This is a genomic window from Streptomyces sp. NPDC033177 (genome assembly GCF_055577715.1).
Map to the genome: position 1 here is coordinate 510,333 of NZ_JBVIPS010000004.1, position 26,231 is coordinate 536,563.

The 26,231-nt window shown below is 69.1% G+C and carries 21 protein-coding genes and 4 pseudogenes; 11 read left to right on the forward strand and 14 right to left on the reverse strand.

The features are described 5' to 3' along the window. The first annotated feature begins 397 nt into the window (after window positions 1–397). Complete coding sequence (locus ACZ5U5_RS17275) at window positions 398–613, forward strand: hypothetical protein (protein ID WP_469022479.1); 216 nt, start codon at window positions 398–400, stop codon at window positions 611–613. After that, a complete protein-coding gene (locus ACZ5U5_RS17280) occupies window positions 606–1,055 on the forward strand; it encodes a hypothetical protein (protein ID WP_469022085.1) in 450 nt (149 codons plus the stop codon). Before ACZ5U5_RS17275 ends, ACZ5U5_RS17280 begins: the two co-directional genes overlap by 8 nt. Window positions 1,056–1,160: 105 nt before the next feature. Here the strand turns inward: ACZ5U5_RS17280 and ACZ5U5_RS17285 are convergent. Further along, window positions 1,161–1,280: pseudogene (locus tag ACZ5U5_RS17285) on the reverse strand (IS5/IS1182 family transposase); the annotation flags it as partial. Between the two features lie 626 nt (window positions 1,281–1,906). Here ACZ5U5_RS17285 and ACZ5U5_RS17290 point away from each other — a divergent pair. Beyond that, a complete protein-coding gene (locus ACZ5U5_RS17290; RefSeq protein WP_469022088.1) occupies window positions 1,907–2,626 on the forward strand; it encodes a hypothetical protein in 720 nt (239 codons plus the stop codon). Window positions 2,627–2,675: 49 nt separating this feature from the next. Here the strand turns inward: ACZ5U5_RS17290 and ACZ5U5_RS17295 are convergent, their stop codons facing one another. Both ACZ5U5_RS17295 and ACZ5U5_RS17300 read right to left on the reverse strand, forming a co-directional pair. Continuing rightward, window positions 2,676–2,969: a hypothetical protein gene (locus ACZ5U5_RS17295; RefSeq protein WP_469022091.1), complete on the reverse strand. Its 294-nt coding sequence runs from the start codon at window positions 2,967–2,969 to the stop codon at window positions 2,676–2,678. Window positions 2,970–3,508: 539 nt separating this feature from the next. Next, on the reverse strand, window positions 3,509–3,787 hold the full coding sequence (locus ACZ5U5_RS17300; RefSeq protein WP_469022094.1) for a hypothetical protein: 279 nt from the start codon (window positions 3,785–3,787) through the stop codon (window positions 3,509–3,511). Window positions 3,788–3,840: 53 nt separating this feature from the next. Between ACZ5U5_RS17300 and ACZ5U5_RS17305 the strand changes: the two genes are divergently transcribed. Then, window positions 3,841–4,083: a hypothetical protein gene (locus ACZ5U5_RS17305; RefSeq protein ID WP_469022097.1), complete on the forward strand. Its 243-nt coding sequence runs from the start codon at window positions 3,841–3,843 to the stop codon at window positions 4,081–4,083. Here ACZ5U5_RS17305 and ACZ5U5_RS17310 read toward each other — a convergent pair. Further along, entirely contained in the window at window positions 4,080–4,763 is a 684-nt protein-coding gene (locus ACZ5U5_RS17310) for an NADPH-dependent F420 reductase (protein ID WP_469022099.1), read from the reverse strand. The genes ACZ5U5_RS17305 and ACZ5U5_RS17310 overlap by 4 nt on opposite strands. Before the next feature lie 74 nt (window positions 4,764–4,837). Here ACZ5U5_RS17310 and ACZ5U5_RS17315 point away from each other — a divergent pair, with 74 nt between their 5' ends. Continuing rightward, a complete protein-coding gene (locus ACZ5U5_RS17315) occupies window positions 4,838–5,209 on the forward strand; it encodes a winged helix-turn-helix transcriptional regulator (protein WP_469022102.1) in 372 nt (123 codons plus the stop codon). On the opposite strand, the pseudogene ACZ5U5_RS17320 reads toward ACZ5U5_RS17315, so the two are convergent. The 4 genes and pseudogenes from ACZ5U5_RS17320 to ACZ5U5_RS17335 all read right to left on the reverse strand — a co-directional run. Beyond that, a pseudogene (locus ACZ5U5_RS17320) lies at window positions 5,201–5,462 on the reverse strand (transposase); the annotation flags it as partial. The gene ACZ5U5_RS17315 and the pseudogene ACZ5U5_RS17320 overlap by 9 nt on opposite strands. A 61-nt stretch (window positions 5,463–5,523) precedes the next feature. Further along, window positions 5,524–6,129: a dihydrofolate reductase family protein gene (locus ACZ5U5_RS17325; protein WP_469022105.1), complete on the reverse strand. Its 606-nt coding sequence runs from the start codon at window positions 6,127–6,129 to the stop codon at window positions 5,524–5,526. 415 nt (window positions 6,130–6,544) lie between these two features. After that, a pseudogene (locus tag ACZ5U5_RS17330) lies at window positions 6,545–6,962 on the reverse strand (transposase); the annotation flags it as partial. 237 nt (window positions 6,963–7,199) lie between these two features. Next, window positions 7,200–7,964 (reverse strand): alpha/beta fold hydrolase, encoded by a 765-nt coding sequence (locus ACZ5U5_RS17335; protein ID WP_469022108.1) that lies wholly within the window; start codon window positions 7,962–7,964, stop codon window positions 7,200–7,202. A gap of 440 nt (window positions 7,965–8,404) precedes the next feature. Between ACZ5U5_RS17335 and ACZ5U5_RS17340 the strand changes: the two genes are divergently transcribed. After that, the gene (locus ACZ5U5_RS17340) at window positions 8,405–9,145 is read left to right on the forward strand and encodes a dienelactone hydrolase family protein (RefSeq protein ID WP_469022110.1); all 741 of its coding nucleotides are present in this window, start codon (window positions 8,405–8,407) and stop codon (window positions 9,143–9,145) included. 891 nt (window positions 9,146–10,036) lie between these two features. Here the strand turns inward: ACZ5U5_RS17340 and ACZ5U5_RS17345 are convergent. Continuing rightward, window positions 10,037–10,492 carry an Asp23/Gls24 family envelope stress response protein gene (locus ACZ5U5_RS17345; protein ID WP_469022113.1) on the reverse strand — a complete coding sequence of 152 codons (456 nt, stop codon included), beginning with the start codon at window positions 10,490–10,492 and terminating at the stop codon, window positions 10,037–10,039. Window positions 10,493–10,771: 279 nt separating this feature from the next. On the opposite strand from ACZ5U5_RS17345, the gene ACZ5U5_RS17350 reads away from it, so the two are divergent. After that, entirely contained in the window at window positions 10,772–12,244 is a 1,473-nt protein-coding gene (locus tag ACZ5U5_RS17350) for an MFS transporter (protein ID WP_469022115.1), read from the forward strand. A 23-nt stretch (window positions 12,245–12,267) separates the two neighbouring features. On the opposite strand, the gene ACZ5U5_RS17355 is transcribed toward ACZ5U5_RS17350, so the two are convergent. Next, window positions 12,268–13,044: a bestrophin-like domain gene (locus ACZ5U5_RS17355; RefSeq protein WP_469022117.1), complete on the reverse strand. Its 777-nt coding sequence runs from the start codon at window positions 13,042–13,044 to the stop codon at window positions 12,268–12,270. A 276-nt stretch (window positions 13,045–13,320) separates the two neighbouring features. Here ACZ5U5_RS17355 and ACZ5U5_RS17360 point away from each other — a divergent pair, with 276 nt between their 5' ends. Continuing rightward, window positions 13,321–13,893: a tryptophan 2,3-dioxygenase family protein gene (locus ACZ5U5_RS17360; protein WP_469022120.1), complete on the forward strand. Its 573-nt coding sequence runs from the start codon at window positions 13,321–13,323 to the stop codon at window positions 13,891–13,893. Here ACZ5U5_RS17360 and ACZ5U5_RS17365 read toward each other — a convergent pair. The 4 genes and pseudogenes from ACZ5U5_RS17365 to ACZ5U5_RS17380 all read right to left on the reverse strand — a co-directional run bounded on the left by ACZ5U5_RS17365 (window position 13,863) and on the right by ACZ5U5_RS17380 (window position 15,717). Beyond that, window positions 13,863–14,300, reverse strand: a complete 438-nt coding sequence (locus tag ACZ5U5_RS17365) for a DUF7691 family protein (protein ID WP_469022123.1) — start codon at window positions 14,298–14,300, stop codon at window positions 13,863–13,865. The two genes, ACZ5U5_RS17360 and ACZ5U5_RS17365, sit on opposite strands and share 31 nt — an antisense overlap. Before the next feature lie 9 nt (window positions 14,301–14,309). Then, window positions 14,310–14,540, reverse strand: a complete 231-nt coding sequence (locus ACZ5U5_RS17370; RefSeq protein WP_469022470.1) for a transposase — start codon at window positions 14,538–14,540, stop codon at window positions 14,310–14,312. After that, window positions 14,441–14,887 (reverse strand): annotated as a pseudogene (locus tag ACZ5U5_RS17375) (transposase); the annotation flags it as partial. The gene ACZ5U5_RS17370 and the pseudogene ACZ5U5_RS17375, both read right to left, overlap by 100 nt. A gap of 89 nt (window positions 14,888–14,976) precedes the next feature. After that, on the reverse strand, window positions 14,977–15,717 hold the full coding sequence (locus ACZ5U5_RS17380) for an SDR family NAD(P)-dependent oxidoreductase (protein WP_469022125.1): 741 nt from the start codon (window positions 15,715–15,717) through the stop codon (window positions 14,977–14,979). Window positions 15,718–16,065: 348 nt separating this feature from the next. On the opposite strand from ACZ5U5_RS17380, the gene ACZ5U5_RS17385 reads away from it, so the two are divergent. The 3 genes from ACZ5U5_RS17385 (at window position 16,066) to ACZ5U5_RS17395 (ending at window position 26,212) form a co-directional block, all read left to right on the forward strand. Next, a complete protein-coding gene (locus tag ACZ5U5_RS17385) occupies window positions 16,066–17,820 on the forward strand; it encodes a non-ribosomal peptide synthetase (protein ID WP_469022128.1) in 1,755 nt (584 codons plus the stop codon). 194 nt (window positions 17,821–18,014) lie between these two features. Beyond that, window positions 18,015–22,787 carry an amino acid adenylation domain-containing protein gene (locus ACZ5U5_RS17390; RefSeq protein ID WP_469022131.1) on the forward strand — a complete coding sequence of 1,591 codons (4,773 nt, stop codon included), beginning with the start codon at window positions 18,015–18,017 and terminating at the stop codon, window positions 22,785–22,787. Next, window positions 22,784–26,212, forward strand: coding sequence for a beta-ketoacyl synthase N-terminal-like domain-containing protein (locus ACZ5U5_RS17395; RefSeq protein WP_469022134.1), 3,429 nt, complete (start codon window positions 22,784–22,786; stop codon window positions 26,210–26,212). Before ACZ5U5_RS17390 ends, ACZ5U5_RS17395 begins: the two co-directional genes overlap by 4 nt. The last annotated feature ends 19 nt before the right edge of the window (window positions 26,213–26,231 follow it).

Here is a 26,231-nt window from a genome sequence, read left to right on the forward strand (position 1 = left end):
GACCTACACCCTGGTGCGGGAGCAGGACGGCCAGTGGCGCGTTGTGGCCTTCCACAACACGAAGCGCAAACCGTTCATGGAGACCAGCTCGTTCAAGGGCGCACCCGCTCTCATCCCAGCAGCCCAGAAGTGACCGGTGAAGCTGCAGAATCCCCGCACGGACAGGCGCCGGCACACTCCTCAACCACCTTGCCCCATCACCGACAGCGCGGAGCGTCACGAGGTCTGGGGCACCCTCGGACGGCAGGTCGTCCCACGCCCTGACGTCATTTTCCAGGCTCTGGTCCACTCCGTGTAGTCCCGTGGCGCTCGGTCACGCCAACAGGACCCGTTTCCGTAGGAGTTCGAATCCTGCGCGGCCGAACATGCGGTGCTTGAGCACCCAGATCCTGTTGACATGGCCTTCCACGACGCCGGAGCTGCAGGGGAGGGTGAGACCGGCCGTGACGGCGTCGAAATCGCGCAGGAGATGCTGAGCAAGTGGCGGAGGCTGGGCAGTTCGGCGGTGGCGCTGGCACTGAGAGCTCGCCGCCAAAGGGTCACCGTTGTCGGCTGGTTGAACAATTTGGTTGCGGTGGATTGGGCGGATGCGGTGATACTCCGACATGAGTAGAGATGCTGAGGTCATCGTGCTCGCCCGCTGGTCGGACGGGGTGATGGAACCGCTGACCCGCGACGATCCGGAACGGATGTGGCGAGGCCGCTTCGTCCCGATAGCGGGGCACTGGGGCTACGAGTTCGGGTGGGCCCTGGAGTTCGACAAGATGCGGGCCCGCAAGGGCCTGCTCAAGCACCTGGAGTCGTTGCCGTGGCCGCATCCGCATACGGTGCGAATTCTGCTTCGCGATCTGGACGACGACTGCTTCGGGCTATGGATGTTCCAGGAGGGCCGGCTGGTGGAAGTCACCATTGCGCGCACCGAGCGTTTCCACCAGCCTGCACCGCCCAATGAGGACTTCGAACCCGACCCGGGCATGCTGCTGCGCACCGACCAAGACACGGTCCTGCCCGAACAGATTCCGAGAGCACGCCGCGACACCCGCGCACCGTGGTAGCCGAGTCTGGCCACTCATTGTGGGGCGTCAGGGCTGGCGACGCGCGCGTGCTCAGCGAACTGCGCCACCACGACCCGGGTGCGGATGAGTTCTGAACGGGGCGTTTTATTGGAGACGTAGCCATAGGCGGATAGCAGCCGCTGTAACCGTCCCATGGGAGACGTATGCCCGCTTGTCGGAGCGTGTGGCGACGGCTCGGCAGTTCTTGAGCCGGTTGATGGTCCCGTCGGCGGCGGGGGTGCGTCATAGGGTTCGGGGTGCGGACTGTTGGCGACCGCGGAGACGGTCGGCGCTGGGGGAGGGGGAGATGGTGGGGCTGTACGAGGCCTGGCAGCGGGCAAGGGTGTCGCGGCGGTGCGAGGTGTCGTCGGGCTTCCCCGTGATGTGCGTGGATGGCGACGATGACACACGAGGCCGTCTCGCCCGGCTGGTTGCCGACGCGGACACGGTCTTGTCCGCCTCGCCGCCGGATGTGGTTCTCGCCTGGCAGCATCTGGGCGAACTCATCCGGTGGGAGTGGGCTGACACGCAGTCGGCTGATCGCCTCTGTCGTCTGGTCGAAGCCCGGTCGCAGGAGGCCGGCCGGCAGAGGCGTGACGACACCAAGGATCCCCGGCCTGCTGGGCCTTGTGTCCGGGTCCGGGATGAGACGGGCCGCATCGCACTCACTGACGTCGTGCGGTTTGTGGCCTTGTGCCGCCGACAGGGGTGGGAGGGCCGGAGCCGACCAGACATCCTCTGCGTCGCCGGGCGTGCCGCGAGGGCTCCCGACCTGGGCCACCTCAAAGCGACAGAACGCGAGATCCGGCGCAAGGAACAGGTGGGTGGCGTAGTGCAGCGGGAGAGCCGCTGTGTCTGACCTGCAGCCGTTGCAGACGCGTGCCCTGACCCGTGAGGCAGGGCGAGCACGCCAGCTCCTTGCCACCGGGCAGTGGCGCCCTACCGCAGCGGACTGCCAAGCGGCAGCGCGCGTCCTGGCCCGTCTCACCGCCCCGCTTCCGGCCCGCCGGGCAGCGGCCACACGGATACTGGCCACCGACCGGGACCGGCGCCTGCAACGCATCTTGCGCACCACCCTGCATCACCTGGACGCGGGCGCTGTGAGCCCGCCCGCTGCCGCCCTTCTGGCCGCCGTCGCTCGCGCCTTCCTGCCGTGGCACGCCACCCCGAACCCATCGCCCGCAGCGGCGGCCCCACAGTATGGGACCCCGGTGGGTACAGCACGCGGCCCGGCTGCGGCACCGACCCAAGCGGGCGAGGCCCTACTCCCCGATCTGATCGCCCTGTTCACCCCGCTGGCCGCGGCGAGCCCACCCGGGAGCATCCCGCTCACGCCCCCGCTCGAGCCCTGGCAAATCCAGTACACGGGCCGTTTCCGTCGTTACGGCCAACCCGCTTTCGGGGTGTGGACGGCTCGTACGTTCGGCTGCCCGGCATGCGCGGGCAAGGCCGGCCCGTGGGCGGTGGCCTGCGACTGGCGCCTGATCTGGCTGGGCTGCCCGTGCGGGGCGGTGACCCACCAGCACGGCCTCGCCTTCTCCGAAGTCTGGCTCTGCTTGCCAGACCTGTGACCAAGTGTCGTGACTCCAGCCCCGCACGTTCACCCTCCAACGGGCCACATCAAGCTCGCGGGGTAGCGGCGGGCGCCCGTCCGCGCCCCGACGTGCTGGGGAAAGTCCATCCACGGAGTCCCGGTGCGGTACCGCCCCTCCTCTTGCCGTTGTCCCAGCCGCGGGTTACGGCGCCGAGGGTCTCGGCCGCCCGCACGGACTGCGAGTCGATGATCGCTGCTGTCGGATCCACCGCCCGCCCCTGGGCCTGCCGGACCCGGTCGCGAAGCCGGGAGTGGAACTCGGTGATCAGCCCGTACTCGCGCCACCGCCACTTGATGCCGTTGCCGATGAGATAGCGCATCGCATCGAGCGGCTGACGGTGGCAGTAGCTCTCCGGCTGCCCGCCCCGGCCCTCCAGCCAGGCCGGGACTGGTTAGCAGAGGCCGCACAGCCTCCCATTCCGCGTCCGTCACGTCGGACGGATAACGCAGAACACGCTCGGGATGACCGGCCGTGTCCCCGAACCTGTGCGCGACACAAACACACCACGGAGCAGCGGAGTTGAACTCAACTGGCATGAGCGCGTAGAAACGCGGCAACAGGGTTCCCTGGGATCTCGGTTGGCTTCGTAACCCCGAACTGCCAAGAGGCCCTGCCGTCATGCCCGGACCACCAGAACATCAGCCGCCACACAACCCCGTTCGAGTCGTCAAGCCCCCCGGCCGCTACGACAACAGGCACTCAGCGCTCTGGCACTGCGCTCGCAGCCGTATCGGGACGTAGCCTCGACGGCTGCTCCGCCTCCAGCCTCGTCAGTCCTGTTGAGCGGGGCTATGGCCAACTCGTGGATGTCAACGCCGTTTTGGGAGCGGGAGCTCCCGCAGACGTCGGCACACGAATTCACAGTGGCTGTTCCTGCTGCCGGTGGACCCGACAGAAGTGCTCCGCTTTATCGACAACGAACGCTAAAAACGTGAAGGCACTGCTCATTGCACGGTTGGGACCGGTAGAGGAAGAGCGTGTCACGTCCTCGTGCCCGGCCGACGAGCCCCGCCCGCGCCTCAGCGCCTGGCTCGGCACCTGACGCATCCCCGCCGGGAAGCCATCCTGGTCGGGGGTGGCCATGGACTTCAAAGTCGTCTCACTGATCGTGTCGGCCGTTGCGTTGCTGGCGTCCACCTGGGGCATCCGGCTCCCAGATCAACCGGGCCCGCGCCGCCAGTGATCTGGCGATGACCACAGACCTGCTGCTGACCACGATCCGTGATCCGGTATTCCAGAGCGACCAGCGCTGGGTGCTGTTCCACCTCGCCCGTGAGCACGGTTCGGAGCACGGGATCGACCTCCTGCCCGAGCCGGCGAATTACCGTATTTCGAGAACGCCTACGCCTCGGTCGATGACGTCGGCCTCGACGCGCTCCACCGCCGACTGCACCTCAACTGCTGGGATGGAGCACTCCGCTAAGACCTCCTAACGAAAAGCCTCTTCGGCGGTTTGTGGTTCCTCGTCTCTCGGTCCGGCGGCATAGGCTAGCGGGGGCGCGATGGCTTGGGCATCGGCTCCCTCGCCGACCCATAGCCCGATGAAGAGTGCCGCGGTCGCTTCCAGGAGTCCCGCTCGTTCGAGAGAGCCGCCGGCCACGGGTTCGCAGCCGACATTCCGCACCAACTGGTGCACAAGTGTGAGAGCCGTTTCGTCGTCACCACAGACCGGAACAGCCAGTCGCCGCCCGTCGAAGATCGGCGGCGACATACGCCACACGTCCTCATGGCAGAGATTGAACGCCTTGACCACCTGAGATCCTGGGGCCGCTGCGGCCAGTTGTTGTGCGGCTGAGAGGCCGCTCTGGGTCAGGAGCCGGAAGCCCGGACCGACCGGATTGGAACAGTCGATCAGTACTTTGCCATCCAGGGCCGCCCGCAGTTCCCGCACCACACTCGTCCCTGTACCGAAGGGCAGCGCGGACAGCACTACCTGACCGAACTCGGCCGCCGCACGCAGACTGGCGGGCTTCGCGTTGCCCCCGAGGCGCGTCGCGAGCCGCTCCGCCTTGTGCACGTCCCGCCCTCCGATGGCCACATCGTGTCCGGCCCGGACCCAGTGCGTGGCGAGCGCGTCCGCCATGTTGCCCGTGCCCAGTACGCCGATTCGCATCACGCAATTCCTCCCAGTGCCTGTTTGGGTCGTTCGCAAAGACGCTAGAAGGTCTGTGAGGCACCATTTGGTACGTGACGACCGACGCCTTCCTCTCCGACTGCCGGGCCCGCCTGGCCTTCGACCTCCTGTCCAACACCTGGAACGCCGTGGTGCTCTGGGCCCTGCGCGACGGCCCCAGGCGTCCAGTCGAACTACGCGAGCAGATCGGGGGGATCAGCTCCAAGGTCCTCACCGAGACACTGCGGCGCTTGCAGTCCAACGGACTGGTGGACCGGCAGGCCCACCCCGGAGCGCCACCGCGCGTTGAGTACCAGCTCACCGCCCTGGGCCGGACTTTGCTGGCGCCCATCGATGCTGTGGGAGCGTGGGCCTTCGAGCATGGTGATGAGGTCATGGCAGCGCAGGAAGCCGAACGCACCGCCGCCCAGTGCCCTTCAGAGTGAGCGCAGACGTCTCCAGCAGATGAGTGCGCAGCAGAGGGTGAGGAAGGCTTCGTGGATGTCGTCGCGTATCTCCCACCGGATGCGCAGGCGGCGGAACCAGTGCAGGTGGGCGAACGCGCGCTCCACGACCCAGCGTTGGATGCCCAGGCCGGAGCCGTGCTCGGTTCAGGGTGGCGGCGAGCGGGATGCCAGTGGTGTCGGTGATCAGGTGATGCTTGCTGCCCGCCCTGCCCCGGTCGGCGGGGCTTCGTCCGGGGCGGCCGCGCGGCCGGTCTGCTCCTTGGATGGCTTTGGGCGGGAAGACCGGGGCGATGTCATGCAGGGGCACCGAGCGGCGGGTGTTCGAGCACGCGGGGCTTGTACTCGACCAGTTGGGTGCGGCCGTCGAAGGTGCGGTGCCCGATCATCTCGAGGGCGACGTCCGGATAGCCGTCGTAGATGCGTTCTGCGCCTGTGACCCCGGTGATCACCGGGAACATCACGACCCGGAAGCGGTCGACGAGTCCGGCTCGTAGCAGTGACCGGCACAGGCGCAGGCTGCCGATCGTGCTCAGGAGCCCGGAGCCGCTCGACTTCATGGATTGGACCGCTTCGATGGCGTCGTCGCGGACGAGCGTGGAGTTGGCCCATGCCAGTGGCTCCTCGAGGGAGGAGGAGAACACAATCTTGGACGCTCGCGTGAGTTCGTCGACAGATGCCTCTTCTTCGGGCCTGAACTCGTCTTGGCCGTCTGGGACCTCGCCTGCGGCGAAGCCTGACATCTGGCGGTAGGTGTTCGTTCCCATCAGGTAGGTGGCCTCGGGCTGCTCGCCGAGCCATGCGAGGTACTCCGGGCCCTCAAGGCCCCAGAATCCGGGCCAGCCCTCTGCCGATGCGTGGCCGTCCAGGGAGGTGATGAAGTCGACGAGAAGCTCCGACATGGCGGTGACCTTTCCTTAGATGCCACGAGCTTGGACCGGCCGGGCGCCATAAATTCATCGGCCGCGCCGTTTAGGCAAGGCATTCGCCGCAACGGGGGCACGGTCGCCGTCCGCGGCAACCCGTCTTCGGTGACGCTCCTGAACGCCGTCAGGGTGTCGACGTGCCGGCCAGGATGCGCAGGCCGGCCTCTCGATCGCCGGTCCAGCGAAGATGGCGGCGTCCGAGCTGCCTATCCGCCCCCACACAGGAGCAGCACGAGTCCTTCCGCTGTAGCTAAGAGCGCGGCCACGGCAGCGCTGGGACCGTACACCCAGGATGTTCTGCCGATGCGCTGGCTGCGCCAGAGGCCTGTGGAGATCCCGCGGGAGTTGAGGTAGTCGTCGATAGCGCCCCTGGGTCGTGTCTGACAAATGATCACGGTTTGCGGAGCCAGAGGATGAGCGAGGCGAGTCGGAGACCGGCGAGGTAGCGGGCAGCCACCTTGTCGAAACGGGTGGCGACGGCCTGGAACTGCTTGAGCCTGCTGAAGCAGCGTTCGACCACATTGCGGGCTTGTACTGCTCTGGATCGAGGCTGGCGGCCGCCCACCAGCCGATCCTCGGCGCTTTCGGTTGGCGATCTAATCGGACCGTTCAGGGATGACCGCTCGGATGCCGCGCCGTCGTAAGCCGGTCCGGATGGCTCGTGATGAATACGCCTTGTCGGCGATGACCGTCTCGGGCCTGCGACGGGGTCGGCCTGCGGACAGGCGGGGTACTCGCACCGCATCCAGCAACGTGTCGAAGAAGGTTGAGTCATGCCGGTCATCGTGCAACCCTGCCGCCAACGGCAAGGTCAAACAGCGGCCGATGAGCGGTCGTCCGTCGAACGGGGCAGGGACAGGCGGAGGCGGTCAAGCCTGGGAACAAGGGCCCTTACCCGCTCAGCGTCACCCCGGCCAACGCCTGCTGTGTCAACCCGATCGAGGTGCACTTCGGCCCGCTGCGGCAGTTCACGATGGCCAAGTCCAACCCACTGGGGCGGACACCCCCCTTAGCACCCCCCGTGACAGGACGGGCCGCGAGCAGGCTCAACCGACAGGGACTCTCTCCTTGAGAAAGCCGATCAGCAGATCGGTAACGGCCGATGGCCGCTCCAGGCTGGGAAGGTGACCTGCCCACGGCAGTTCGACGTGGTCGGCGTCCGCGAGCTGGTGCGGCAGTCGGGCAGCGATCTGTCGGAAGTCCGACAGATCATGCGCGCCCGACAGTACAAGGCAGGGTGCTTGAATTGCCGCCAGATCAACCACGGCCTCGACTGGCTCGAACTCCTCAGCGGCGGCCAGTTGCAGCTCGAAGGCGCGCCGCTGCATCTGGCGTACCGCCTCGCGGGCGGTCCCGTCGGCGTCCGGGCCGAGCCAGGTTTCGACCATCAGTTCCGTCGCGCCGACGATGTCCCCCGCCTCGATCAGCGCTTCCTCGCGCTCCCCGAGCGCACTCAGTTCGGCAGAAGGTTCATGACCGGGCAGGGCGGAACAGATCAACCCGAGGGCGCTCACTTGATCCGGCCAGCGCGCGGCGATCTCCAAGGCGACCTGCCCGCCGTACGAGGATCCCACCAGTGCCGTCTGCGCGATGCCCAGCGTGTTGAGGAGGGCCAGCACATCCTCGGCGTCGCTGTGAGGCCGGTCCGGCGCCGGTGTCTTTCCGAAGCCCCGAAGATCACAGCGCACCAGCCGGTAACCGGCGTCGATCAACGCCGGCCACTGAGCGTCCCACATCCGCCGGTCACACACCCCGGAATGCAACAGCACCAGCACCGGACCGTCTCCGGCCACATCATGAGAGAGCGTCATCTGGCAGACCCTACGCAGCGGCTGATCGAAACGCCTCCCGATGAGCGCCCCACTTTCCCGCCCATCAACCCGGCGAACCATGCCGGTCACAGCACTGCAGGGGCAGTTCGGGCGTTGAGGAGGACGAGGCGGCGGCCTACCGAACCCACGCGAGCCCGTCAGCCGCGCTCACATATCAAAGCCCCAACGTGGCTTTGTTCACGAGAACCAACCGACAGTATCTGTACACGAGTTCGGGAGGCGTCGGCGGTACGTCGTGTTCGATGTGCGTGAGGTGGCGAGCCACGGCCGACCGCTGTTAGCCTCCTGGAGGCCGTGCGAGAGATCGAGGAGGTGGTACCCGTGAACGCAGTATCGACATGGGTGCTCCCCTCCGGGGTCACGGTCGGGCGATAGGTCGTCCGGGAGCGCCGCTTTGAGCACTCCCGAAAGGCACGACTATGCACTTCACTTCTGAGCAACGCCTCGATGCCGGCGTCCTCGAACGCGAATTCACCCTGGGTGAGATACCCGGCATCCTGTGGACACCCGCATCGGCCTCCGCATCCGCACCGGCGCCGCTGATCCTGCTCGGCCACCCTCCCCTCGGGCTGCGCACGATGTACCCCCGGCTGGTGGCCCGAGCCCGGCAATGTGGGGCGGACGGCTTCGCCACAGCCACCATCGAGCTCCCCGGAAGCGGCGACCGGCCCCGCCTGCCCGCCGCCGAGCAGGCCCGCGCCGACCTGCGCCGGGCAATGGATGCCGGCGAGCCGGTGAGCGACGAGGTCATCGACGCCCTCATCCTCCCGCTGGTCGAAAAGGCTGTCCCGGAATGGCAGGCCGCCCTGGACGGCCTCCTTTCGCTGCCCGAGATCGGCGGCCCGGTCGGGTACTCGGGGGGAGTGATCTCCATCGGCGTCCGGCTGGCGGTGGTCGAGCCGCGCATCGCGGCCGCCGTTCTGTTCGCCGGGAGTTTCATTCCTCGCGCCATGTTCGAGGAGGCCCGCCAGGTCACCATTCCTCTGCACGTCCTGCTGCAGTGGGACGACGAAGGCAACGACCGGCAGGCGGGCCTGGACCTGTTCGACGCATTCGGCTCCAAGGAGAAGACCCTGCACGCCAATATGGGCGGGCACACCGGCGTCCCACAGTTCGCGGGGGACGCCGCGGGCCAGTTCTTCACCCGACATCTGAAGTGAGAGCGGGCCGTCATACCGGCTGCAGACGGTAGCTGGTGTCGGCCGGTATGCCGTTCAACGAGGACAGGGCCCGGCCCTCCGAAGCTCTCTGCGTCGTGGGCCCCTGCTGAACGCTCAGCAGGGGCCCGTGCTGCCCAAACTCGTGCACAGGTGCTCGGTTCTCGTGAACTAAGCCACCCGGAAGCCTTTCTGGAGCCGCCCTCATGAGGCGGCCACCCGAAATCAGGGTCCGGGACTGAAGGTGACCTCGCCGACTGCAGGGTTGGGGCAACCAGCTACCTCCAGGCTGGGCCCGCTGCCACTCATGGCAACCTTGCCAACGGTAGATTCTCACCGGTGGACGCTGACGCAGGAGCATGACCAGGACAAGGTGCACCACGGGCCGGCGCCGCCCTGGAAAGTGCTCCGGCGTTCAGAGGCGAGGGCCAGGCCACGTAGTATCCAAAGTTGTGGCGCTGTTCGGTGTCCTCGGGCGTGCGGACACCACACATACGCGGCTGCTCGCCACCCCGTTGACACGGTGCCCCGGCTTGAGCACCAGTCAGTCACCGCCGAGAGCCATCAGCAACTGACACGCGCAGGCGGTGGTCCTCCGCCGCCCGCCACGCGTGCCCTCCGCCGGTCACAAGCCGGCGGAGGACCGCGGCAGCCTTGAGCAACGTACCGATCTGCGTGTGGGGTGACGACAACACGGGGGGCCGTCGGTGGTGTGATCACCGACGAGAACGTGTCCCAGGACCCCGTCAGCAGGCGTCACGTGGGGTATCCGCCCAGCCAGCTGCGTTGCGGCACCGAGCGCCCCAAAGGAGCCGTGACTGGTAGGCCCGTCCCGGCGACCTGTCGAGACGACCTGCCGAGACGACCTGAGGGCTGGATCAGCCGCTCGCAGTCTTACTCCTCCTCGTCGTCACCCTCGACGACGTGGACGGCGAAGACGTTGAGATTGATCTCGGACATGCTCAAGTCAGTCATGGTCTCCACGGCGTCGATGACATGCGTGCGGATCTGGTCGGCGAGTTCGTGGATCGGCATGCCGTACTCGACCTCGATGTCCACGTCGATCACGACCTGCTTGTCGGTGACGTCCACCCGCACCGAGCGGCCCGCGTTCGACGTTCCGGGCATCTTGCCGGCAACGGTTCCGAAGGCTTTCGACGCACCCTTGCCGACGGAGTGGACGCCGTCCGTCCCCCGGATCGCGATCCCGGCGATGGTGGCCACGACGCTGTCGGCGATAGTGGTCGTGCCGCGTGAGTCGGTGTCTGTCGAGCCCCTGGCCGGAGCGGGCGTCGCCGTGCCCGACCTGCCTGTCGACGCGTTTGTGCTGATGGTTCCTGTGTCGGTCATGGCCGCCTCCCAAGTGGTGCAGGAACGAGCGGCTCATCCACCCGTCAGGGCGCCACTTTCACTCTGCGCCTGCCCGCCGCCCTCCGCCATTCGAGGGCCTGATGGTCAAAGTGTTGGCGTGCGGATGGGGCAGGAAAGCCCGGGAGTCTCCGGCTGAGTCCCCTCAACCGACTAGTCCATGATGCAGACGGCCGTGACCACTATGCGGACGTACGTACGGACGATTTCCGGCCGATGCGACGATGCGCCCGTACGTCCGCACCACCCCGGAAGGCGCTCGTGAGCTCCACCTCCCCCTTGTCCGGCAGCACGATCCCGGCGACCGCACCGGGCACGGTTCTGATCCGCTCCGCGGCGGACGTCTCCGACCTGGTCAACTCGGGCACGGCTCGCGGCCGGCACGCCAAGATGATCGTGATCATCGCGCTCGGCGGCATCTTCCTCGACGCCTACGACCTGAGTTCCCTCGCCTACGGGCTTCCCGACATCACGGAACAGTTCGGCCTCAGCTCCGCCATGGCCGGCACGGTCACCGCCTCGATCAGCGTGGGATCGCTCGTCGGCGCTCTCGTCGGCGGCTGGCTGGTTGACCGGATCGGACGCTACCGGGTCTTCATGGCGAACATGCTCTTCTTCGTCGTGACCGCGCTGGTGTGCGCGCTGGCGCAGGATGTGTGGACACTCATCGTGGCGCGCTTCGTGATGGGCATCGGCGTCGGCATGGACATCCCCGTCGCGATCGCGTTCCTCGCCGAATTCTCCCGGCTGCGCGGCAAGGGCAGTAAGGGCTCACGTACGGCTGCCTGGTCGCCGGCCTGGTACGCCGCGACCAGCGGCTGCTACCTGGTGATCATGTTGCTGTACTTCCTCCTGCCGGACGCCCAGCTGGGCTGGCTGTGGCGGTTCACCGTCGGCTTCGGCGCCATACCCGCGCTGCTGGTACTGCTGCTGCGCCGGCGCTACATGAACGAGTCCCCGACCTGGGCCGCCGACCAGGGCGACCTGGAAGGCGCGGCGCGGATCCTCCGGCAGTCCTACGACGTGGACGCGCGCGTCGCCGACGATGTACCCGCGCAGGCGCCCCGCCCGCCCAAGCCCGGCCTCGCCGCGTACGCGCGGCTCTTCACACCTCCGTACCGCACCCGCACCATCCAGTCGGTGACGGTCGGTCTGGCGGAGACCTTCGGCTACAACGCGGTCGCGTTCGGGCTGCCGATCATCATCGCCACCCTGATGACGCAGGGCCCGCTGACCACCATTGCTTCCTCGTTCGCCCTGAACCTCCTCTTCGCCCTGACCGGCGGACTGCTCGGGATCCGCTGGGCATCGACCCGCGGCGCCTGGCCGATGATGACGCTGGGCTTCGCGATCCAGTTCGTCGCGATCACGGTGCTCGGCCTCATCGCGGACCCCTCCGGCACGGCCGCTGTCGCGGCAGGGATCCTGATGCTCGGTGCGTTCATGTTCGCCCAGGGCTTCGGCCCCGGCGCGCACATCATGAGCTACGCCTCGCTGGGCTTCCCCACGTCGATGCGCGGCGTCAGCATCGGCTTCAACCAGGCGGTACTGCGCCTCGGTTCGACGCTGACCCTGTTCTTCTTCCCCATCCTCAGCAGCGGCCTGGGCACCGACGTCTTCTGGGTCATCCTCGCCGCCCCCGTACTGGGTTTGATCGCACTGCTGGCCAAGCGCTGGGAACCGGTCGGATTCGACGCGGACGCAGAAGAACGGGCCCGGCGCACGGCGTCGTAGAGCCGCTTCTGGCAGGTTCGGGATCAAGGCCAGAACTGAGCGAGCACGCCCTCCTTGAAGGGGGTAGGCGAAACCGCGAGGTCGCCCGAGAAGGGATGGTCCAACGTCAAGCACAGCAGCAGGCTCACGCCGATCAGAGCGGCGACCGACACGACGAACATCAAGTTCGCACGCAGGCTCCTGATGCCGTAGAGCAAGGTCAGGGGAAGCATGACGAGCGCGCCGCCGTATACGAGGATGTTGAGGAGTGACGGCAGGGACTGCTGGGCGTCGGCGAGCCGAGTACGGCGTGCTCCCGCGATCTCGCCCAGGGTCGAGACGGACTGCGCGTAGTAGGTCTTCTCGGCCTCGGTCTGCGGCTCGTATTCCTGGAACGCTTCGTACAGCGCGGTCACTTCGGGATTGGTGATCCCGGGGTCGGGCTTTCCTGCGCGCATCAGCGGCCATTGCTCGTTGACGACGACACGCACGTATTCCCCGACGGCGTGCGTCACCCGGCGCTCCTGGTCGGCCGGGAACGCGGAAGCATCACGCAGTACCTCGGCGGTCTGGCTGGCTTCGAGCGCGACGTTGGTCTCCGCGGCGTTGAGGCCCTCCCACTCGGCAACGACGACGAAGGCCAGGATGATGCCGTAGATCGCGGCGTACATGCCGAGCACGACGCCGATCATCTCGTTGTGCGTGCCGTTCACGTGGTGAGGAAAACCGCGCCGCACTACGAGCGCGCCGACCACGGCCGCCAGTACGGCGCCGCCGCCGAGCAGCCCGGCGAGCGCGAGAGTGGTGAAGTTGTTCAGCATCCAGATTCCCACGGCCTCATAACGCCGGTCCTGCGTCCGGGTTACCCGTTGGCTGCGGCGAGTTGGGCGTGACCAGCGGGCCCACGGCTGCGCCCGCCTGATGAGTATGAGCCGGAGGCGGGGACGCCTGCATGCGTCCCCGCTCGTTCCTTGCCTGCGGGGGGAAGGTGTGCTCTTCCAGGCAGTCCGCTTGGGGCGGACACCTCTGGCCGAGTCACAGTGATGGGTGTGCCGCGATCGAGGACGGCTAAGTGCTGCCTGATGGGGAGCATGAGCGTGGGTCAGACCATGGTCCATCGTATGGACGAAATAGATCCTGCTGACGTCGAGAGCCCATACGCGGCCTATTTGCACGTGGCGCAGCTTCTCGCTCTGCAGCAGCCGCGTACCCGGCATGCCCGGGGCTCGCAGTGGTGCGATGAGCACCTGTTCATCGTGGTGCATCAAGCTTCGGAGCTTCTCCTCGCCCACGCCCTGGTCGAGCTGCGGCAGCTTCGCCTCTCGACGGGCGGCGTGCCCGGCGGCGCCCAGGTGACGCTGCAGCGGGTGCACGACCTGCTGTGCCAGCTCGAAGGCCTGCTCACCCTGCTCGACACGCTGACCGAGAAGGACTTCACCTCCCTCCGGCCCCTGCTCGGCGAGGCCAGCGGCGGGCAATCCGTGCAGTTCGCCGAGCTGTTCCATCACATCGCCCAGCCGCGATGCGGCGCACCACTACCGGTTGCGCACGCACGAGACGTGGACGCGGGTGTGTCCCGCGAGCTCGTAGCGGATCATCAAGTCGGGAAGGATAGAGCAGGCGGTCCGGTTCAAAGCGCTTACGAAAGGCCCAAGCGTGAGCGGAGATAGGCGACTCCGGCTGTGCCGTCGGTACCAGGCTGGTTTGCGATCATCCGTTCCACCAGGCGCAGGTGTCGTTCTTTCCAGCTTTTTGCTGCCTCACGCAGTAGACCGGCAGGGCGCCCGCGTGCCGTATCCAGCCGAGACAACGCATGGCAGCTTCGGCAACCTCGGGCTCCAGTTAGGGACGGGGCCCGGACGCTCGCATCGACGGCCCGCTCGGTGTCCTCGAACTGTTCCAGACCCCGCACACACTGGTCGTGCGTCCACTCACCGCAGTCGGGAGTGTCCGCTCGGGGCGGAGGAGCGGGCAGCAAGCCGAACCAGAAATCTTCCACGGACACCGCTGTGACGCCCAGGGCGGTCGGGCCCTCGTCGACGTCGGACAGCCAACTGCCTCGGCGCGGGGTAGCCACCGCCGCGGTTCAACGCTCCTCCAGGCACCGCTCACGTCCAGCAGACTCAGGGCCAGCCAGCAAGGTCTTGGACGCATACCTGATCTCTTCGGGCACTCCGGCCCGTTGACGCCGCTGGTCATCGTCGGCCCATTCCGGGGGAAGGGAAAGTTCCCACTCCAGCGGGCAGTGGCGGTGTCGGTGGCCGCATGCACGCTGACGGCGACCTGGCAGTTCGCCCGTTTGCCCAGCGCTCCGCAGTGCTGCCGGGCCACCCCCACCGAGGCCCGCCCGCACTGGGGAAACGGCATGTCATCGACCACCAACACCTGCCGGCGGATCACCGCGCACAGCCGCTGGGCGATCCGCCGGCGCACCGGCGTCCACTCCCACGGCGACTGGCTGACGAACTACTGCAGGGCCTGCATGTCACCATCCGGCAGACGGGCGGCCATCGGCTGGATCGACGTGCGCCGACCATCCAGCATCAACCCCCGCAGAGAGCACTCACCCTTGGCCCGCTGATCCTTACGCGCCACCGAGGCGAACACATCAGCCACAAACAACCCCAACGCCGCCCGCAGACCGTCCACTTCATAGGCGTCCACACACCCAACATGCTCCTGATCAGCACCAACGAACAGAGCTGACGAAGCACTACTAGGTCACGGCCTGCGTCGAGTGAGATGGCTGCGGATCAGACGATGTGGCGGCCGCCGTCGACCGTGATGACGTCACCTGTCGTGTAGGTGGCGCGGATCAGAAAGTGGACCGCCTCGGACACGTCCTCGGGGGTGCCCACGCGCTTGAGCGGGGTGTTGGCGGTGATCCAGTCGCGGGAGCTTTCCCAGACCTCGTCGGCCTCGGCGTACCAGGCGGTGTCGACAAGTCCGGGGGCCACCGCGTTCACACGGATATCTGGGCCGAGTTGGGAGGCGAGCAGACGCGTCATGTGGTTGAGCGCGGCCTTGCTCACGGCGTAGGGGATCGAGCTGCCCAGGGCGCGGGTGGCCGACACGGAGGAGATGTTGATCACCGAGGCGGAGCCGGAGGCGCGCAGGTGAGGAACGGCGGCGGCGGTCAGCTGCCAGGCGCCGAAGACGTTAACGTCGAAGATCTCCCGCCAGGCGCTGATGTCTGCGCCCTCGAGGTCGTTCAGTGGGATGAAGCGTGTCGTGCCCGCGTTGTTCACCAGGACGTCGAGGCGGCCGTATGCGTCGATCGTCGCCTGCACGATGCGCTGGGCGTCCGCGGGGTCGGCCACATCACCCTTGACGTACACAGCGTCCGGCAGCGACGACGCGAGTTCCTTGCCGGCGGCCTCGCTCCTGGCGGAATTGACGACTATTCGCATTCCTTCGTCGGCCAGCCGGCGGGCAACGGCTGCACCAATTCCAGATGACGAACCGGTGATTAGTGCGACGTGGCTCTCGGTCATTTCCCGTCCCCTGTTTTGCTGTTGACATGATCAGGAGCGGATCATAGCCTACCGTCAGACGGAATAGGTATTCCGCATTGCGGAAAACTATCGGTGAAGAGTGTCCCGTTTGGGCAGCTTCGCCCCATTTTCTACCGGACCCTTCCCCGCGCCCCGGGACTCTTGCGCCACGGGTGATCCGGCGTTCATTCATGCCCTGGGCAGGCGTCCTCTGCCCGGGTAGGGCACTCGCAGCAAATTTGGGGGAGATTCATGCCGTCATGGCCTGTGGCTGGTTTGCGCAGCGGTACCGGGGGAGTGCACCGTCTTGTCGCCGAGCGCATGAGGGACGGCTCGGCAAGCTTGTCCGTGCGTGAGGCACTGACCGGGCGTGAACTCAGCCGCGAAGAGGTGTGGCGGGAGGCCGGCGTTGTGGCCGCTCGGCTTGCGGGAAGAGGGATCGGCACCGGTGACGTCGTCGCGCTCGACCTGAACCGCAGCGCGGATCTCATCGTCGCCGCGCTCGGGGTGGTCCGGGCCGGGGCCGCCTATCTCCCGGTGGATGGCCAGGCGCCGACCGACAGGGTAGCCGCGATTCTTCAGGACGCCCGAGTGGCGGCCATCATCGTGGGCCGGGGTGAGGGGTACCGTGACCGGCCGCTGGGAGCTGACGCTGGTGTGCCCGTCCTGACCATCGTCGACGGGGACGACCCGTATGGGGCGCTCGATGCCCCCGACGTCACCGTGGCCGACGACGCCCCGCTATGCGTGGGGTACACCTCGGGCTCCACCGGTGTTCCCAAGGGTGTCGTCGTACCCCACGGCGCCGTGCACGACCTGGTGGCCGACACCGCACAGCCCGGCGCAATCACTTCCGGCGACCGAGTCGGGCAGCTCGCCAACCCGGCCTTCGACGCTTTCACCTGGGAGGTCTGGGGCGCCCTGACCACCGGAGCACCGCTGATCGTGCTGCCCACCGTCGTCGAGACCGACCTCGAGCGATGGGCGGGCCTCCTCGTCGCCGAACGGATTTCCACTGCGCTGCTGACCACCTCGCTCTTCCATATGGTGGCCCGCGAAGCCCCTGCGGCGCTCGGTTCCCTGCGCCAACTCCTGGTGGGCGGTGAGCAGATGGACCTGGCCGCTACTGAACGTGTGCTCGCCGCGGGCGGACCCGAACTGTTGCTCAACATCTACGGGCCCACCGAGACCACCGTGTTCGTCACGACGTTCACCTGCACGCCGCGAACGCTGGCCGGGCGTACCCGGATCCCGATCGGGCAGCCGGTGCGCAGGGTGCGGCTGCATGTGCTCGACGAAGAGATGCGCCCTGTCGCCCCGGGCGAGACGGGTGAACTCTGTGTCGGTGGCCCCTCGGTGGCCAGCGGCTACCTGCACAACCCCGAGCGCACCGGTCGCTCCTACGTCACGTACACGGCGCACGATGGCGCCACCGGAACCATCTACCGCACAGGTGACCGCGTTCGACAGCTGCCGGACGGTCAGTACGAGGTCGTCGGCCGCGCCGACCGGCAGGTCAAGCTGCGCGGCTTCCGTATCGAACTGGAGGAGATCGAACAGGCCGCCGTCGCGACCGGCCGGACCGAGGCCGCCTTCGTCGAGAAGCACGGCGAGGGGCACACCGCCCGCCTGGTGGGCGCCTTCCTGCGCCCTGCGGGATCGGGGGAGGCGGCAGCCGGAGAGCTGGCCGCAGCACTGGCGGAGGGGCTGCCCGCCTATATGCTGCCCGCCCTGTGGGTGCCGCTGGCCGAGCTGCCGTTCGGTTCCACCGGAAAGGCCGACCGGACCCGTATCAAATCCGTGCTGGCCGAGGCCGCCGAAGCTGCCGTGACCACCCCGGCGGCTGCCGAAGAGCCAGCCGCGACCAACCCGGCCGGTACGGTCGTCGCCGAAGTATGGGCCGAACTCCTCGGCCTTCCCGGCTCGTCGGCCGTTCAGGCCACCGACGACTTCATCGGCCTGGGCGGCAACTCGATCCTGGCGACGCAGGCGGCGTTCCGCATCGGTGAACGCCTGGGCATCCGCCTCGACCCCACCGACGTGCTGCTCACGCCCAGCTTCGCCGAGCTGGCGGACCAGCTGGGCCGAGCCTCGAAGGTCTGAATCCGACCAGCCATCAAGCACAGACGTCCGCAACCTCTCCCGGCCGCGGGCTCCCATCTCATCGCGCAGCCGCGGATCTGGCCGTACGGGCCGGACCGCCATGTGGGCGTGCCAGGCGAACCGCCGTGTAGCGGCCCTGCAGCCGTCCCGCCGCATTGCCGCACTGTCCTGAACCATCGTTAGGAGAACCACTGATGGCGCCTGAGCGCCCACCGGCGCCCGCACGCCGCGAGGTCACCGACACCCCCCTCTCGCAGGCCCAGGAACGGCTCTGGTTCATCCACCAGGCGGCCCCCGAATCCCCTGTCTACAACGTGCCCCTGCTCACCCGCTGGCATGAGCCGATCGACCTCCCCGCTCTGGCGCGTGCGCTAGAAGCACTGGCTGCACAGCATGCGGTCCTGCGCACCACGTACGCGATGCGCGGCGGCCGCCCAGTGCAGGTCGTCGGCACACCCGGTCCCGTGCCGCTGGAGGTGGTCGCCGCCGCGGAACCGGATCCGGACGAGGTGGCGCGCCGCGCCCGTGTCCCCTTTGCGCTGGGAAGCGAGGCGCCGTGGCGCGCCACCGTATGGCAGCACGCGGACGGCGGGCACGGCACCCTGCTTTTGAACATCCATCACATCGCCGTCGACGGCTGGTCGTTGCCCGCCCTCTACGAGGGCCTGGCCTCGGCGTACGAGCAGGCACTGGCCAACGCGGGCCGGATCGACCTTCCCAAGCTCCCGGTGCAGTATGCGCAGTTCGCCCTACGGGACCGGGAAGCCTCGACGGAAGCCGCACTTGAGGAGTTGGTCGCGCAGCGGGCCGTCGTCCTCGCTCCGGCTGCGGGCCGTGACCTCGCGCTCGGCCCCTGCCAGCCGCGGCAGCGGGCATTGGAGGGTGACCGGGAAGGGGCGCAGCACCGCTTCACGCTGCCCGCCGAATTGGCTTCCTCCGTGACGGACTTGGCGCGCACCTTGAGGGTCACGCCCTTCGTGGTGCTCTTCGCCGCGTTCCAGGCTGTGGTCCAGCGGTGGAGCGGTCGGGAGCGGTTCCTGCTTTCCACCGTCGCGGCGAACCGGCCGAGCGCCGATGTCGAAGGCCTCATCGGGTTCTTCGTCAACACCGTCCCGCTGCTGTGCGCTCCCGACCCCGAGGCCGGGTTCGACCGGCTGTGCGCCGACTCACGCGGAGAGGCCTTCCGCGTCCTGACGCACCAGCGGATTCCCTTCGACAAACTCGCCGCACGCCTCGGCGGCGAAGGGCTCGCCGACGTGGGCTTCATCCTGCAGAACGCCCCAGCCGCGAGCACCGGCGGGCGGTGGTCGCCGCCCGAACTGCTGCCGACCGGCACGGCCAAGCAGGACCTCTCGTTCGTCCTGGAGTACGCGCCCGGCGGCGGACTGGCCGGCACGGTGGAGTACGCCACCGACCGTTACTCCGCCGCCACGGCCCGGCGCATCGCCGAGAGTTACGTGGCGCTGCTCACCGCGGCCGTCGCTGCACCCAACACCCCGGTCAAGGAACTCCCCGTCACGCTGCGGGCTCCCGGCGCGCTGCCGCACGGAGTCCTTGTGGGACGGGCCGCCGCCCCTTTCCCGGCCGTCACGGTCACCGAGGCACTGGAGTCGGTGCTCGCCGCCGCGGACCCCGAGCGGATCGCCGTGGAATGTGCGGGCGGCAGCCTGACCTGGGGTGAACTCGCCGGCTGGTCCGGCGCGGTGGCCGCGCGCCTGCGTGCCGAGGGGGCAGGTCCCGGAACCTGCGTTCCGGTCCTCGCCGCCCGGGGCCCGGCTCTCGTCGCCGCATGGGTCGGGGTGCTGCGATCCGGTGCGGCCTTCGTGCCGCTGGCAATGGACACCCCCGTGGCACGGATCGCGTACATCCTCGAACAGACCGCTGCCGACACCGTCCTCGTCTGCGCCGAGGGCGCCGACCTGCTCGCCCGGCTCGACACCCTCGCCAAGCCGGAACTCCTCGAGGAACTCCGAGCACTGCCTGGTGAGTTCACTCCACCGGCCGCCGCGGCGGGACCGGACGACCCCGCGGCGGTGATCTACACCTCCGGTACCACCGGCCGCCCCAAAGGCGTCCTCGTGCCGCACCGCGGTCTGCTCGCCACCGCCCTGTGGTGGGGTGACGACTGCGGTCTCGGCCCCGACGACCGGCTGCTCCTGACCGCGGGCACTGCCTTCGACCCTGCCGCTTTCAACGTCGTCGAGACCCTGCTCGCCGGCGCCCGCCTCGTCGTCGCCGACGATGTGCAGCGGCGTGACCCGCGCGCCCTGTTGAGCCTGGTGCGCGGTCCCGAGGGCGCCACGGTCGCCGGCTCGCTCACGCCGAGCCTGCTGCACGCGATGCTGGAGGCCGACTCCGGTGGCGCGCAGGGCAGTTCACTGCGAGTCGTGTACTCGGGCGGTGAGGCCCTGCCACAGCGCCTCGCCACCGAGTGCGCGGCGCGCTGGGGCGCGCGAATCGTCAACGTATACGGCCCGACCGAGGCCTCCTGCAACAGTACCTACGCGCCGGTCGATCCCGCCGCGGACGAGACCCCCGCCATCGGCGTGCCGCTGCCCGGGATGCGTGCGTACGCCCTTGGCCCGTGCGGCGAGGAACTGCCACCGGGGGTCCCTGGTGAGCTGTATGTGGCAGGTCCGGGTGTGGCGCTCGGCTACCTCGCGGCGCCCGAGCAGACGGCCACGGCCTTCCTGCCCGATCCGCACGCCGAGCGGTTCGGCGCCGGTCCGGAAGCCCATATGTACCGCACCGGCGATCTAGTGGTGCTGCGCGAGGACGGCCAACTCGGCTATCTGGGCCGCGCCGACGACCAGCTCAAGATTCTGGGCAACCGCGTCGAGCCGGCCGAAGTCGTCCGCCTCATCGAGGAGCATCCATCCGTCGCGATGGCCGCAGTGCACGCCGCCGGATCACCGCCCGCGCTGGTGGCTTATGTGGAACTCGCCTCCGGCGCCGAGCCACCCTCCCGCGAGGACCTGGTCAGGCCACTGCAACGCTGGCTGCCGCCCGCAGTTCTGCCACGCGAGGTGTACGTGGTCGACGGACTTCCACGGACCGCCAACGACAAGGTCGACTTCGAGGCCCTGGCGGCCCAGCGGGACCGGCCGCTGTCCGCGGCCGAGGAGAGCGGACCCGTAGACCTGACCCCGATGCAGCGCAGAGCAGCCCTCCTGATGACCGACGTGCTCACCCGCAGCCGGGGCGCGGACCGCGGGAGCGCGCCCTGCGAGCCCGAGGCGCTCCCCGGCCCGGACGCCGACTTCTTCACCCTGGGCGGGCACTCGCTGCTGGCCGTACGGGTCGTCGCCGAGGCCGAGCGCCGCTACGGGACGCCCGTGGCGCTGCGCACCTTCCTCGCCGATCCCACCGTGGCCGGTCTTGCCCGCGCTCTCGAGAACGCAACGCCGGCCGGTGACAGCGACATCGAGTTCGACCCCGGTGCCGAGCACCCCGCGAGCCCCGTGCAGCAGCGGCTGTGGTCCCTGGACCGGATGCGGAACGTGCGGACCTCCTATCTGGCGCCCGGCATCGTGGAGTTCGACGGGCCCGTGGACCGTCCGCTTCTGAGGGAGGCCTTCGCCCGCGCCCTGGCTCGCCACCCGGGACTGCGCTCACGCTTTCGTCTGGACACCAGGGCCCGCCGGGTGGTCTACCGCACCGACGGCCCGCCGCCGCAGGTCGCCTCGGCCGACGCCGCCTTGTGGAACGAGGCGGAGCGCGAGGAATACCTCGCGAAGGTGTGCTGGACCCCTTTCAACCTCGCCGCCGAAGCCCCCGCGCGGGGCGCGATCGTGGGGCTTGGGTCCGAGCGGACCCTGCTCGTGTACGGGGTGCATCACCTCGTCTCCGACGGCTGGTCCCTCGACCTCGTTCTGTCCGACGTGGCCGAGCTGTACCGGTCCCTGACCCATGGCACGGAGCCGAACCTGCCGCACGCCGGTCATCCCGCCGCCGTACGCGAACCGGCAGCTCCGGATGCAACAGCGCTGGAACACCTGCTTGCCTCCCTGCGCGAGGCGCCCATCGATATCGAGCTGCCGCACGACCGGCCCCGCGGCACGTTTCAGACCGTCGAGGCGGACCAACGGGAACTCGCCCTGCCCGCCGGTCTGGCCGACCGGCTACGGGATGCTGCGGCCGAGCTGCGCTGTACGTCGTTCATGCTCGGCGTCGCCCTGCTCGGGGCGGCACTCGCCCGGCGCGGCACACAGCGTGACTTCCTATTCACCTTCCCGTGGGCGGCCAGGGACGGCGCCGCCCGAGCCTCCACCGTCGGCATGTTCGTCAACACCCTCGTTGTGCGGGCCGATCTGACCGGCGAGCCGAGCTGGCGTGAACTCCTGTGCCGCGTACGCGAGTCCGCACTGTCGGCCTACCGGCACGCCGACACTCCGTACGACCTGGTCGCCGCGGCGCTGCAGCCCGACCGGGACCTCAGCCGGCCCGCCGTCACCCCCGTCTACCTCACCGCGGCCGAGGAACCTCCGCAGCCGCCCGCGCTCGGCGAGGCGGTCCGCGCACGGTTCGTCACCCCGCCCCGCCTGAAGTCCAAGTACGAGCTGGAGCTGACCGTCACCGGTGGACCGGGCCGCTACCACCTCTCCCTGACCTACCTCACCGCCCTGTTCGACGGTGCCACCGCCGAAGGGCTCCTCACCGACCTGGCGCGAGCCGCCGCCGACCTCGCCGACGATCTGGAGAACCCCGTGCTCACTCCCGCTTCCGACACCCAGCAGGCACCCGCCGACCTCACCGACCAGGTGGCTGCCCTGTGGACCGAGGTCCTCGACGGCGCCGAGGTCGCCGGGGACGTGAACTTCTTCGACGCCGGGGGCGACTCACTGCTCCTGATGGTCCTCATGGAGCGCCTGTCCGAGCTCACCGGCCAGGACCTCGACGCCGCCGACTTGTTCGAACACAGCACCATCGACGCCCAGGTGGCCTTCCTCGAGGAGGACTCCGCGTGAGCCACGACGGTCCCATCGCCGTCATCGGCATCGGCTGCCGCTTCCCCGATGCCTGGAGCCCGCAGGAGTACTGGGCCAACATCGCCGCGGGCCGGGTGTCGGTCCGCGACCTCGATCCGGCCGCGCTCAGGGCTGCCGGTCTAAGCCAGGAGACCCTGGACGCACCTGACTTTGTCAGCCGGGCGGCGTCCGTACCGGACGCCGGTGCCTTCGCCGCCGACTTCTTCGGCTACTCGCCGGCAGAGGCGGCGGCCACCGACCCGCAGCAGCGGATCTTCCTCGAAGCATGCTGGCAGGCGCTCGAATCAGCCGGACGTGCACCCTCGGGCGGAAGGCTCGTCACGGGAGTGTTCGCGGGCGGCAGCCCGAGCACCTACATGGCCGCTCTGCAGGCCGTTCGCGCCCACACCGACGGGATCATGGGCGCCGTCGACGACGTCGCCCTGCACCTGGGTGGCCTGGGCGACTTCTTGCCCTCACGGGTCGCCTACAAACTCGGGCTGCGCGGCCCGTCCATCGGGGTCCAGACCGCTTGCTCCTCGTCGCTGACCGCGGTGCACTACGCGGTCCTCAGCCTGCGCGCGGGCGAGTGCGACCTGGCGCTCGCGGGCGGAGCCTCCGTCAACGAGCCGCTGCTCGGCTACCGCCACCACCCCGGTGGCCTGCAATCCACCGACGGCTACTGCCGCCCCTTCGACGCGCGGTCGACCGGCACCTCCTTCAGCTCCGGCGTCGGTGTCGTGGCGCTGCGGCGTCTTTCGGACGCCCTGCGCGACGGCGACACCGTCCTTGCGGTGCTGCACGGCACCGCCGTCGGCAACGACGGGGCGGCCCGATCCGGCTTCACCGCACCGAGCCCCTCGGGCCTGGCCAACGTGGTGGCGACGGCGCTGGACGTCGCCGGGGTCCGCGGCGATCAACTGCGCTACGTGGAGGCCCACGGCTCAGGCACACCGCTCGGCGATCAGATCGAACTGCGAGGCCTGACCGCGGGATTGCGCGCCACAGCGGACCGCACCGACGCGCCCACGGCATTCTGTGCGCTCGGCTCCGTGAAAGCGAACATCGGGCACGCGGGCCCGGCCGCCGGAATCGCCGGTCTGATCAAGGCGGTCGAGGTGGCACGGACCGGCGCGCTGCCGCCGCATCCGCTGTTCGAGCGCCCCCGCAACCCGGGAGTGCTCGCCGAGAGTCCGTTCACCATCAGCGCCGACGCGGGCCGGGTGGCGCCGGAGGATGAGAGTTACGTCCTGGTCAACTCAATGGGGCTGGGCGGCACCAACGCCACCGCGGTACTCGGCCCGCCGCCCGAGCCACAGCGCACCTGTGCCCCAGTACGTGACCGGGCACGCCTGCTGATCTCTGCCCGCACCGCGCAAGAACTGACGGTTCTGGCGGAGGAGTTGGCCGACACCCTGATGACCGATGGTGCCCCGGCGCTCGCCGACGCAGCCCACACCCTGCGGGTGGGCCGGACGGCACACGCGTATCGCAGAGTCATCGAGACCACCGGGGACAACCCGCGGGCCGTGGCCGCCGCGCTGCGCGACCACCCCCCGACCGACCCGGTCAAGGTCGTGCGCAAGGTAGTGCTCGTGCCGCCCGCCGACACCCCGGACCACCCGGTGCTCGCGCTGCTCACCGCGGCCCTGCGCGGTCGCACGGAGATCGGCGTCCCCGGACAGCCGCCGCGCGCCGACCGCTTCGCGATCCTCCTCGGCCACGGCGAGCCGGCTCCGGATCGCCACGTGCTGCCGGACAGCGCCGGTGGCGTACGGACCGAAGACCTGGAAGCCGCGCTCACCGCCGCCTGGCAGCGCGGCGCAGCAGTGGACTGGGAGGCGCTGCCCGAAGCCACAGGCCGTCGTGTGCCGCTGCCCACCTACCCCTTCACCCGCGGTCGTTACTGGGCCCTCGACACCCTGCCGCCGATCGCGGCTCCGCTCGGCGGGACGGCTCCGCAGACCGAGGCACCGGCCGAGCAGGAGGGCGAGGTACCGGCCGGTGCCGACGCCGTGGAGCGCGAACTTCTGGCCATCTGGCGCCGGTTGCTCGGTCACGCACAGCTCGGCCCCGAGGACACCTTCGGCTCCTACGGGGGCGACTCGCTGACCGCCATGCGGATCGAGGCAGCCGTGCGGAAGTCCTTCGGCGTGGACATCAACGTCTACCGGGCGGGCGGAGCCGAGGCGACCGTTCGCCGTATGGCCGAGATCCTGCGCACCCCGACCGCCGCCGAACAGACGGGCGACGGCGACGACCTCATTAGTGCCGACCTCGCGCTCGACCTCGGTACACCGACTGCGCCCGCGGCCCGCGCCGGGGCCGGCGGCACCCTACTGACCAGCACCACGAGGTTCCTGGACACCTTCGTCCTGTACGAACTGCTGCGCAGCACCGACGGCCTGGTCCACTGCGTCGTCCCCGCGGACGACGAGGACGAGGGCCGCGCCTTGCTGAGTGCACGGGCCGTCGCCTGTGCGCTGCCCGAACCCGACCCGCAGCGCGTGGAAGTGCTGCCCGCGGGTACCGACGAGAAGCGCGACTGGACCGCGTACGACCCGCGGCTCGCGAGCCGGATCACCCGTGTGGTGCACACCTGTGCACCCTTCGGCCTCACCGGCACGTACGACCAACTGCGCGAGGAAACCGTGCTGGTGACGGCCTCCCTGTTGCGCTGGATGCGGCAGCACGGCATCGACGACCTCACGGTTCTGTCCACGCTCAGCGCCTGCGGTTCCGGTCTCGGCGAGCAAGCCCGGATCGAGGAGAGCCGGGAACAGCCGCTGCGACCCGGCATGCCAGGCGGCGCCGTCGCCGCCTGGATCGGCGAGCAGCTCGCCGAACGAGCGGAGCGGGACGGCATGCGGGTACGGGTCTTTCGCACCGGTCTGCTCCTCGGCGCGCAGAACAGCGGAGCGTGTGACCCCGACCACCCGCTGTGGAGGCTGATCGCCGGTTCGCTCGCCGCGGGAGTCCACCCGCGCGATGACCGCCCGCTCGCCGTGAGCCCCGTGGACCTGGCGGCCCGTGCCATCGCCCAGCTGGCTCTGTCGCCCGCGTCCGAGGGACGCGCGTATCACCTGGTGGGGGAGGAGACCCTCACCACACAGCGCCTGTTCGACCTGCTCGCGAGCGCCGACCGGCCCACCCGCACGGTCACTGAGCGCGCGTGGCAGCGGGCCGTCGCGCTGCGCGCCCTCGACCGCGAGAACGAAGCGCTCGATCCGCTCGCGATCCGGGACATGGGCCGGCTCGTGCTGGGCGCGTCCAGTGTCGAGGCACAGGCCTGGCAGCCCTGGCTCGAGGCCGCGGGCCGCGACCCCCGCCCCGGCCCGGACACCCTGCTGAGCAGCCTCGCTTTCGCCGTGGCCCGCCGACCGGGCTACGCGGAGCTGCTCACCACGGCCGCCGGAGCGAGCTGACTGGCCGGCCGCGGGGCCG

What these genes read in the sequence shown, in the direction of transcription:
- ACZ5U5_RS17275 (WP_469022479.1), top strand. Translation starts at nt 398, where the DNA reads ATGGCCTTCCACGACGCCGGAGCTGCAGGGGAGGGTGAGACCGGCCGT.
- ACZ5U5_RS17280 (WP_469022085.1), top strand. Translation starts at nt 606, where the DNA reads ATGAGTAGAGATGCTGAGGTCATCGTGCTCGCCCGCTGGTCGGACGGG.
- ACZ5U5_RS17295 (WP_469022091.1), bottom strand. Translation starts at nt 2,969, where the DNA reads ATGCGCTATCTCATCGGCAACGGCATCAAGTGGCGGTGGCGCGAGTAC.
- ACZ5U5_RS17305 (WP_469022097.1), top strand. Translation starts at nt 3,841, where the DNA reads ATGACCACAGACCTGCTGCTGACCACGATCCGTGATCCGGTATTCCAG.
- ACZ5U5_RS17310 (WP_469022099.1), bottom strand. Translation starts at nt 4,763, where the DNA reads ATGCGAATCGGCGTACTGGGCACGGGCAACATGGCGGACGCGCTCGCC.
- ACZ5U5_RS17325 (WP_469022105.1), bottom strand. Translation starts at nt 6,129, where the DNA reads ATGTCGGAGCTTCTCGTCGACTTCATCACCTCCCTGGACGGCCACGCA.
- ACZ5U5_RS17335 (WP_469022108.1), bottom strand. Translation starts at nt 7,964, where the DNA reads ATGACGCTCTCTCATGATGTGGCCGGAGACGGTCCGGTGCTGGTGCTG.
- ACZ5U5_RS17340 (WP_469022110.1), top strand. Translation starts at nt 8,405, where the DNA reads ATGCACTTCACTTCTGAGCAACGCCTCGATGCCGGCGTCCTCGAACGC.
- ACZ5U5_RS17345 (WP_469022113.1), bottom strand. Translation starts at nt 10,492, where the DNA reads ATGACCGACACAGGAACCATCAGCACAAACGCGTCGACAGGCAGGTCG.
- ACZ5U5_RS17355 (WP_469022117.1), bottom strand. Translation starts at nt 13,044, where the DNA reads ATGCTGAACAACTTCACCACTCTCGCGCTCGCCGGGCTGCTCGGCGGC.
- ACZ5U5_RS17380 (WP_469022125.1), bottom strand. Translation starts at nt 15,717, where the DNA reads ATGACCGAGAGCCACGTCGCACTAATCACCGGTTCGTCATCTGGAATT.
- ACZ5U5_RS17390 (WP_469022131.1), top strand. Translation starts at nt 18,015, where the DNA reads ATGGCGCCTGAGCGCCCACCGGCGCCCGCACGCCGCGAGGTCACCGAC.